Origin of the sequence: Streptomyces sp. W16, from assembly GCF_033194735.1 — a bacterium.
Taxonomy (GTDB): domain Bacteria; phylum Actinomycetota; class Actinomycetes; order Streptomycetales; family Streptomycetaceae; genus Streptomyces.
In genome coordinates this window covers 1-9,240 of record NZ_JAWOAI010000403.1, presented here as the reverse complement: position 1 = coordinate 9,240, position 9,240 = coordinate 1, and the positions used below count along the sequence as shown (strand labels likewise).

At 68.7% G+C, this 9,240-nt stretch carries 10 protein-coding genes and 1 pseudogene; all 11 read left to right on the top strand.

Features of this window, described 5'->3' with window-relative positions:
- Positions 1–110 precede the first annotated feature (110 nt).
- Positions 111–311 (top strand): annotated as a pseudogene (locus R6V09_RS37790) (SMP-30/gluconolactonase/LRE family protein); the annotation flags it as partial.
- Between the two features lie 164 nt (positions 312–475).
- Positions 476–937, top strand: a complete 462-nt coding sequence (gene crcB / locus R6V09_RS37785; protein ID WP_317885997.1) for a fluoride efflux transporter CrcB — start codon at positions 476–478, stop codon at positions 935–937.
- Positions 934–1,314 (top strand): DUF190 domain-containing protein, encoded by a 381-nt coding sequence (locus tag R6V09_RS37780; protein ID WP_317885996.1) that lies wholly within the window; start codon positions 934–936, stop codon positions 1,312–1,314. The genes crcB (R6V09_RS37785) and R6V09_RS37780 overlap by 4 nt, the downstream gene beginning before the upstream one ends.
- Positions 1,311–1,685 carry a fluoride efflux transporter CrcB gene (crcB, locus tag R6V09_RS37775; protein WP_317885995.1) on the top strand — a complete coding sequence of 125 codons (375 nt, stop codon included), beginning with the start codon at positions 1,311–1,313 and terminating at the stop codon, positions 1,683–1,685. Before R6V09_RS37780 ends, crcB (R6V09_RS37775) begins: the two co-directional genes overlap by 4 nt.
- Before the next feature lie 88 nt (positions 1,686–1,773).
- Positions 1,774–2,610: an undecaprenyl-diphosphate phosphatase gene (locus R6V09_RS37770; RefSeq protein ID WP_317885994.1), complete on the top strand. Its 837-nt coding sequence runs from the start codon at positions 1,774–1,776 to the stop codon at positions 2,608–2,610.
- Positions 2,611–2,792: 182 nt separating this feature from the next.
- The gene (locus R6V09_RS37765) at positions 2,793–3,470 is read left to right on the top strand and encodes a FadR/GntR family transcriptional regulator (protein WP_317885998.1); all 678 of its coding nucleotides are present in this window, start codon (positions 2,793–2,795) and stop codon (positions 3,468–3,470) included.
- Entirely contained in the window at positions 3,467–4,909 is a 1,443-nt protein-coding gene (locus R6V09_RS37760) for an amino acid permease (protein ID WP_317885993.1), read from the top strand. The genes R6V09_RS37765 and R6V09_RS37760 overlap by 4 nt, the downstream gene beginning before the upstream one ends.
- A 32-nt stretch (positions 4,910–4,941) precedes the next feature.
- On the top strand, positions 4,942–5,961 hold the full coding sequence (locus R6V09_RS37755) for an asparaginase (RefSeq protein WP_317885992.1): 1,020 nt from the start codon (positions 4,942–4,944) through the stop codon (positions 5,959–5,961).
- 107 nt (positions 5,962–6,068) lie between these two features.
- The gene (gene aspA, locus R6V09_RS37750) at positions 6,069–7,469 is read left to right on the top strand and encodes an aspartate ammonia-lyase (RefSeq protein ID WP_317885991.1); all 1,401 of its coding nucleotides are present in this window, start codon (positions 6,069–6,071) and stop codon (positions 7,467–7,469) included.
- A 36-nt stretch (positions 7,470–7,505) separates the two neighbouring features.
- The gene (locus tag R6V09_RS37745; protein ID WP_317885990.1) at positions 7,506–8,438 is read left to right on the top strand and encodes a glutaminase; all 933 of its coding nucleotides are present in this window, start codon (positions 7,506–7,508) and stop codon (positions 8,436–8,438) included.
- 124 nt (positions 8,439–8,562) lie between these two features.
- On the top strand, positions 8,563–9,240 hold a 678-nt coding region (gene mptB, locus R6V09_RS37740), incomplete at its 3' end, for a polyprenol phosphomannose-dependent alpha 1,6 mannosyltransferase MptB (protein ID WP_317885989.1).

Genomic DNA, 9,240 nt, shown 5'->3' with positions numbered 1-9,240 from the left:
CCTCGGCGTCCTTGTCGACGGCGGAGAGCCGGTCGCCGAGCACGGCGGCGGCCTCGATCACGCCCCCGCTGACGGCTTGGCGCAGAAGACGCAGGCACAGGTTGTGGTCTGCCGTGCGCGTGCCCTTCCGCCCCACCGGCATGATCGGGGCCATGGCGTTCGACGACGACGGAGCCGTCGTCCATCACCTCGTCGCGCGCGGCTCGTCGTACCGGATGGCCACCAGCGTGTGCGAGGCCGCCGGGCACCTGGTGCTGGGCAGCGTGCGGGAGCGCGGGATCGCGCTGTGCGAGCCGCCCGCCCCGAAGTGACCCCGGCACGTCCCCGGCGTTACCCTGATGCCCGGCCGCGAGCACTCCTCGCGGCGCGGCGGTGGGGCCCGCCGTACCCGAACCGCGGCAGAGGTGCCGCCAACGGTCCCTACTTGTAGAGGCGTGTGCCCCCAGGGCCCCCGACGAGTAGGAGACGTACGGCCATGACCGCTCCCGAAGCCGAGAGCCTGCGCGCCCGACCACAGACCCCGCGTCCGTCCGTCTGGCGCGGTCAGGGACCCGTGGTCGCGGTGGTCGCGCTCGGCGGTGCGATCGGGGCCACGGGACGTTACGCGGCCTCCCTGTGGTGGCCCGCGCGGAGCGGCGGTTTTCCCTGGACGACGTTCGGGATCAATGTGGTCGGCTGCGCCGTGATCGGCGTGTTCATGGTGGTCATCACCGATGTGTGGGCCGCCCACCGGCTGGTGCGGCCGTTCTTCGGCACCGGTGTGCTCGGCGGCTTCACCACCTTCTCGACGTATGCCGTCGACATCCAGAAACTGGTCGACGCGGGCCATCCCCGCACCGCGCTGGCCTATCTCGCCGCGACCCTGCTCGCGGCCCTCGCGGCGGTGTGGCTCGCGGTGACGGCGGCCCGGCGCGTCCTGAAGTGGAGGCAGCGATGACCAGGCTGACCGGCAGCGCCCTGCGCGTGACCGTCTTCATCGGCGAGAACGACACCTGGCACCACAAGCCCCTCTACACGGAGATCGTCCACCGCGCGCACACCGCGGGGCTGGCCGGTGCCAGTGTCTTCCGGGGCATCGAGGGCTTCGGCGCCTCCTCCCTGATCCACACCTCACGGCTGCTGTCGCTCAGCGAGGACCTGCCGGTGGCGATCGTGATCGTGGACACCGAGGAGCGCGTACGGGCCTTTCTGCCGCAGCTCGACGAACTGGTCGGCGAAGGGCTCGTGATCCTCGACGACTGCGAGGTCATTCGGTATGTCGGCCGCGCGGACGGCTCCGGTGAAACGGACCGCAAGGGTAAGAGGTCGTTGTGAACTGGCTGTTGGTCGTCGCGGGAGCCGTCGTCGGCGCCCCGCTGCGTTATCTCACCGACCGCGCCGTGCAGACCCGACACGACTCCGTCTTCCCCTGGGGCACCTACGCGGTGAACGTCACCGGCTGTCTGATCCTGGGCACACTGACCGGTGCGGTGTCCGCCGGTGCGGCGGGATCACATCTCCAACTCCTCGTCGGGACAGGCCTTTGCGGGGCCCTGACGACATACTCGACCTTCTCGTACGAGACACTGCGACTGACCGAGACGGGGGCGGGGCTCTACGCTGCCGCCAACGTCGTCGGCAGCGTGATGGCGGGCCTCGGTGCGGCATTTGCCGGGGTGTCGATCGCGCAGGCCCTGTGGGCGTAAGAAATCGGGCGGATCCCGCGCCCGAACAGGACCGCCTCCAGCGCTATTGTCTACAGCACTGTCGACCAATCCCGAAGAACTGGATCTCATGAGCGTCATCAGCGTCGGTCAGGCCGCCATCCTCGGAGTCGTCGAGGGGGTGACCGAGTTCCTGCCCGTCTCCTCGACCGGCCATCTGAAGATCGTCGAGGGGCTGATGAGCATCCCCGTCGACGACGACGCCGTAGTCGGGTTTTCGGCCGTCATCCAGGTCGGCGCCATCGCCGCCGTGCTCGTGTACTTCTTCAAGGACATCGTGCGGATCGTGACCGCGTGGGGCCGTGGCCTGCGCAATCGCGAGGAGCGCTATCACCACGACTACAAGTTCGCCTGGTGGGTGATCTACGCGACGATCCCGATCGTGCTGGTGGGTCTCGCCGCGAAGCCGCTCATCGACGGGCCGCTCGGCTCGCTGTGGGTGGTGGCCGCCTCGCTGATCGTCGGCAGTGGTGTCATGTGGGCGGCGGACCAGATGGGCCGGCACAAGCGCGGTGAGGACGACGTCACGTTCAAGGACGCGATGCTGGTGGGCAGTTCGCAGATCCTGGCGCTGCTCTTCCCCGGCTTCTCGCGCTCCGGCGCCACGATGTCCACCGGTCTCATCCTCGACCTGGACCGCGTCGCCGCGACCCGGCTCTCCTTCTTCCTCGGCATCCCCGCGCTGACCGGCGCCGGCATCTACGAGCTGAAGGACGCCCTCGGGGCAGGCGTGGGCGCCGCTCCGCTGGCCGTCGGCACGATCGTGTCGTTCGTGGTCGCCTACGCCTCCATCGCCTGGCTGCTGAAGTTCGTCGCGAAGCACTCCTTCAACGCGTTCGTGATCTACCGGATCATCATCGGCCTGCTGCTGTTCGGGCTGCTCGGCACGGGTGTGCTCAGCAGCTGACGGTCTCAGACTCCGCACGGACGATCATCACAGCGGGCGTGAAGCCGGATTTTCAGGCTTCACGCCCGCTGTATTTTTCTTTTCCGATCGCTTGACAGCACTGTCCCGTCACCCGCAGGATCACGTCCGTGAACCTGTCAGACAGCCAGACAGGTGGAGTCGGGCCGCGGCGCGTCAGCGCCATGGAAGCGGTGCTTGTCCACCTCCGCGGCGCCATCGAGCGCGGCGACTACGCCATCGGCGACAAGCTCCCCTCCGAGGCGGAGCTGTGCCGCACCCTGGAGATCAGCAGGCCCGTGCTCCGCGAGGCCCTGCGGGCCCTGCAGACCATGGGGCTGACCGTCTCCAAGACCGGCAAGGGCACCTTCGTGGTGGCCAACGCCGTGGAGGACCCCACCTTCGGCGACTACGCGGCCAGCGACCTCCTGGAAGTGCGCCGCCACGTCGAGATCCCGGTCGCCGGGTACGCGGCGCTGCGCCGTACCCCGGAGAACCTGGACCACCTGGCCCACCTCCTGGACCGCATGGAACGGGAGACGGACACCACCGCGTGGGTCGCGATGGACACGCTCTTCCACCTCGCGGTGGCGGAGGCCGCCCAGAACCCGGTGTTCCGCCGGGTCATCGAGGAGATCCGGGACGCGTTGGCCCGCCAGTCCGCGTTCCTCAACGAACTCGGCGGCCGGCGCGAGCAGTCCAACCGCGAGCACCGGGCGATCGTCGAGGCGCTGATCGACGGCAGCGAGCCGGACGCCGTCGAGGCCATGTCCCACCACCTCGACCGGGTCGAGACGACCCTCACCGACATCGTGCGCCCCGCGCGCACGGACACCTCCACGGAAGGCGGACCCGAGGCGTGAGCGAGCAGTCCCTGCACGACGGCGTGCAGAAACGATCCGGCCATGTCGACGCCGGAGACGCCGGCTACAGCAAGTCCCTGAAGTCCCGGCACGTCAACATGATCGCCATCGGCGGCGCGATAGGCACCGGCCTCTTCCTCGGCGCCGGCGGCCGGCTCGCCGACGCCGGCCCCTCGCTGTTCATCGCGTACGCGGTCTGCGGCCTCTTCGCCTTCCTCGTCGTACGCGCCCTCGGCGAACTCGTCCTCTACCGGCCCTCGTCCGGCGCCTTCGTGTCGTACGCCCGCGAGTTCCTCGGCGAGAAGGGCGCATACATAGCGGGCTGGATGTACTTCCTGAACTGGGCCACCACCGGCATCGCCGACATCACCGCGGTGGCCGTGTACACGCACTACTGGGGCATGTTCTCCGACATCCCGCAATGGGTGATCGCATTGATCGCCCTCGCGGTCGTCCTGACGGTCAACTTGATCTCGGTCCGGCTCTTCGGCGAGCTGGAGTTCTGGTTCGCGATCATCAAGGTCAGCGCACTCGTCGTCTTCATGCTGATCGGCATCTTCCTGCTGGTCACCCAGCACCCCGTCGACGGCACCACCCCCGGCCCGTCCCTGATCACCGACAACGGCGGCATCTTCCCCAACGGCCTGCTGCCCATGCTGCTGATCATCCAGGGCGTCGTTTTCGCCTACGCCTCTGTCGAGCTGGTCGGAGTCGCCGCCGGTGAGACCGAGAACCCCGAGAAGATCATGCCGAAGGCGATCAACTCGATCATGTGGCGCGTCGGCCTCTTCTACGTCGGCTCGGTCGTCCTGCTGTCGATGCTGCTGCCGTGGAACAAGTACAGCGCGGGCCAGAGTCCCTTCGTGACAGTGCTGTCGAACATCGGTATCCCGGCGGCCGGCGGCGTCATGAACCTCGTCGTCCTCACCGCGGCCATGTCCTCGCTCAACTCCGGCCTGTACTCCACCGGCCGCATCCTCCGCTCCATGGCGATGTCCGGCTCCGCCCCCAAGTTCACCTCGGTCATGAGCCGCAGCCAGGTCCCCTACGGCGGCATCCTGCTCACCAGCGGCATCTGCGTCCTCGGCGTCGGCCTCAACTTCGTAGTCCCGGCCGACGCGTTCGAGATCGTCCTCAACTTCGCCGCGATCGGCATCCTCTCCACCTGGGGCATGATCATGCTCTGTCACTTCCTCTTCTGGCAGAAGACCGAGAAGGGCGAACTGACCCGGCCCAGCTACCGGTTGCCGGGCTCTCCCTGGACCGAACTCGTGACGCTGGCCTTCCTCGCCTCCGTCCTGGTCCTCATGTACGCCGACGGCGGCGCCGGACGCACCACCGTGCTGTGCCTGCCGCTGATCGCCGCCGCGCTGGTCGCCGGATGGTTCGCCGTCCGCCGCCGCGTGGCCAGCACGTCCACCACCGCACCCGACGCGTGAGACCCACGCCGTCCCAACCCTGACAGGCAGCGATGTACAGCAGTTCCCTCGCGGACCCACCCCTCATCCGTGAACCCCTCCACGCACCCGTCGCCCACCTCATACGCGGCGGAATGATCGAGGGCATCCACTACGGTTCCGTCGTCGTCCTCGACGGCGACGGAACCGTCCAGCTGCAGATCGGCGACATCGAGGCCGCGTTCTACCCGCGCTCGGCGATCAAGCCCGTCCAGGCCGTCGCCATGGTGCGGGCGGGACTGCCGCTCGACGGCGAGCTGCTCTCGCTCGCCGCCGCCAGCCACTCCGGCGAGGAACGCCACCTCGCCGGGACCCGGCGCATCCTCGAACTCGCGGGGCTCACGGAAGACGATCTGCGCAACGTCCCGGATCTGCCCTTCGACCCGGTCGTCCGGGATGCCTGGGTGCGCGAGGGGCGGTTGCCGTCCCGGCTTGCCCAGAACTGTTCCGGGAAGCATGCGGCGATGTTGTATGTGTCGAAGCTCAATGGTTGGTCGCTCGACGACTATCTCGACCCCGCGCATCCGCTTCAGCAGGCGATCGCGGAGATCGTCGAGGACCTCACCGGGCAGCGGATCGCCCGGGTGAGTGTGGACGGGTGCGGGGCTCCTTTGTTCTCCATCTCTCTCCATGGGCTTGCTCGGGCCGTTTCGCGGATTACTACTGCGGCGCCTGGTACGCCCGAGGCTCGGGTTGCGGACGCGATGCGGGAGTACGCCGAGATGGCGTCCGGGTCCGGGCGGGACGTGGCCGCGTTGATGCGGGCCGTTCCCGGGCTGTTGGCCAAGGACGGGTTCGAGGGGGTTGAGGTTGCCGCGTTGCCGGATGGGCGGGCTGTTGCTGTGAAGATCTCGGACGGGGCGAATCGGGCGAGGGTGCCTGTCGCTGCTGCTGGGCTTGCTCGGGCTGGGGTTTCGCCCTCGCTGCTTGCCGAGTTTGCGGGGGAGTCGTTGCTTGGGGGCGGGGAGCCGGTGGGTTGTGTTCGGCCTGTGCGGGCTTTGGACCCGGTGTTGCCGTTTTCTGCGTGTGCCTAGATCGGTTGTGGGGATGCGCGGGTCCGTTGTGGCTGGTCGCGCAGTTCCCCGCGCCCCTAAAAGAAGGGGCGTTGCACTCATCCCAACGAAAGAGGACCTGCACCCTCATGTACCGCAGCGAACACGACCTCCTCGGGGACCGGGATGTACCCGCCTCCGCCTACTGGGGTGTTCACACCCTGCGTGCCACGGAGAACTTCCCCATCACCGGGACGCCGATCTCCGTCTACCCGCACTTGATCAATGCCCTTGCTGCCGTCAAGGAAGCCGCCGCTCTCGCCAATGAGGAGTTGGGGCTGCTCTCGTCGGAGAAGACGGCCGTCATTGTTGCCGCCTGCCGGGAGATCCGGGACGGGAAACTGCACGACCAGTTCGTCGTGGACGTGGTTCAGGGCGGGGCCGGCACCTCGACCAACATGAACGCCAACGAGGTCGTCGCCAACCGGGCGTTGGAGTTGCTGGGGCATGGCAAGGGCGAGTACCAGTACCTGCACCCGAACGAGGACGTCAACCTCGGACAGTCGACCAATGACGTGTATCCGACCGCCGTCAAGATAGCGACTGTCTTTGCCGTACATGGATTGATCGCGTCAATGTCCGTACTGCAGGACGCGTTCGCCCGTAAGGCCGTCGAGTTCCGTGACGTGCTCAAGATGGGCCGTACACAGTTGCAGGACGCGGTGCCGATGACGCTCGGTCAAGAGTTCTCCGCGTATGCCGTCATGATTGACGAGGATCGTCAACGTCTTGACGAGGCTGTCCAGTTGATCCATGAGATCAACCTGGGCGCCACGGCCATCGGCACCGGACTCAATGCACCCGCCGGGTACGCCGAGTCGGCGCGGCGGCACCTCGCCGAGATCACCGGGCTGCCGCTCGTGACCGCGGTCAACCTGGTCGAGGCCACGCAGGACTGCGGGGCGTTCGTGCAGATGTCGGGTGTACTGAAGCGGGTCGCGGTCAAGCTCTCCAAGAGCTGCAACGACCTGCGGCTGCTGTCCTCGGGGCCGCGCGCGGGGCTCGGGGAGATCAACCTGCCGCCGGTGCAGGCCGGTTCGAGCATCATGCCGGGGAAGGTCAACCCGGTGATCCCCGAGGTCGTCAACCAGGTCGCCTTCGAGGTGATCGGCAACGACGTCACCATCACGATGGCCGCCGAGGCCGGACAGCTCCAGCTCAACGCGTTCGAGCCGATCATCCTGCACTCGCTGTCGGAGTCCATCACGCATCTGCGCGCCGCCTGCCTGACCCTCGCCGAGCGCTGCGTGGACGGCATCACCGCCAACACCGAGGCGCTGCGCGCGAGCGTGGAGAACTCCATCGGTCTGGTGACCGCCCTGAACCCGCACATCGGGTACACGGCCGCCACCGACATCGCCAAGGAGGCCCTCGCCTCCGGCCGGGGCGTGGCCGAACTCGTCCTGGAGAAGGGCCTGTTGCCCGCCGAGACCCTTGCGGCTCTGCTGCGCCCCGAGGTCCTGGCCGGCCGCGGACCCGTAGCTGTCTGATCCGCCCACGCGCACCAGGACCCGCCCGGAGGCACAATGGTGATCATGTCCCCATCGATGACCTTCCAGCCGGTCCTGGAGCGCATCGCCGGTGAGATAGAGCGGATGCCCGGCCGGGGCCGGGCCGCCGACTACATCCCGGCGCTCGCGGCCTGCGACCCGCGCCGCTTCGGCATGGCCGTCGCGGAGCTGGACGGCACGGTCTACGGCGTGGGGGACTGGCGGCAGCCGTTCTCCACGCAGTCCATCACCAAGGTCTTCACTCTCGCCCTCGACCTGGCCCGCGAGGGCGACGAGCTGTGGGAGCACGTGGGCCGCGAGCCCTCGGGCAACCCCTTCAACTCCCTTGTCCAGCTGGAGTACGAGAGCGGCATCCCGCGCAACCCGTTCATCAACGCGGGCGCGCTCGTCGTCACCGACCGGCTGCAGACCCGTACCGGCGACGCGGCGGGCGAGCTGCTGGCCTTCCTGCGCGCGGAGAGCGGCAACCCGTCCCTCGACTTCGACAAGGAGGTTGCCGCCTCCGAGTCCGCGAACGGCGATCGCAACGCGGCCCTGGCCCACTTCATGAAGTCCTACGGCAACATCGACAACGAGGTGCCCGTCCTCCTCGACCAGTACTTCCGGCAGTGCTCCGTCATGGCGTCCTGCGCCGACCTCGCGCTCGCGGCCGGTTTCCTGGCCCGGCACGGCAGCCGCGCCGACGGCACCCGGCTGCTCACCCTCACCCAGGCCAAGCAGGTCAACGCGGTGATGCTGACGTGCGGGACGTACGACGCGGCGGGCGAGTTCGCCTACCGGGTGGGACTGCCCGGCAAGAGCGGGGTGGGCGGCGGGATCATCGCGATCGTCCCGGGCCGGTGCACCCTCGCGGTCTGGAGCCCGGGACTCGACGAGCGGGGGAACTCGGTGGCCGGAGTCGCGGCCCTGGACCGCTTCACGACGCTGACCGGAGTGTCGGTGTTCTGACGGACAGGGCGAATTCACGGGTATCCAGGCCCGATCACACGGAGGTCACGCGCAGTCCGCCGCACGGAGAGCGGCACGTCGCTTTCCCGCCATCCGGCGTTGACACGCTTGGCGAGTGTTGGCCATGGCTTTTCCCGTCGATCTCCGCCGCTGCCAGGTACTCGGTCTGGCCGGAACCGCCGTCCTCGCGCTGGGCGGTGAGACGGCCGGAGCGCTGCCGTCCGCCGACCTCTTCTCCCCGGCCTCCGCGCAGGCCGCGCTGGGGCTGGTCGGCGTCTACTTCGGTGTCGTCCTGCTGATAGCGGCCTGGCTGCTGCTGGGCAAGCTGATCCGCAGCGCCGAACCGCCGACCCCGCGCTCGCTGCTGCTGGTCCTCGCCGTATGGGCGGCGCCGTTGCTGCTCGCGCCACCACTGTTCAGCCGGGACGTGTACAGCTATCTCGCGCAGGGCGCCATGGTCGACGCCCACATGGACGTCTACGCGCACGGCCCCGCCGCGCTCGGCGGCCCCCTCGCCGACGAGGTCGCCCCGCTGTGGCAGCACACCGGGGCGCCGTACGGACCGGTGTTCCTCGCCATGGCCTCGGGGCTGTCCGGACTGACCCGGGGCGAACTTCCCGCCGGGCTCTTCGGGATGCGGCTCGTCGCCCTGCTCGGAGTGGGCCTGATGGCCGCCGCCCTGCCCCGGCTCGCCCGGCACAGCGGCGCGGACCCGGCCGCCGCGCTCTGGCTGGGAGCCCTCAATCCGCTGGTGCTTCTCCACCTGGTCGCGGGCGCCCACAACGACGCGATCATGCTGGGG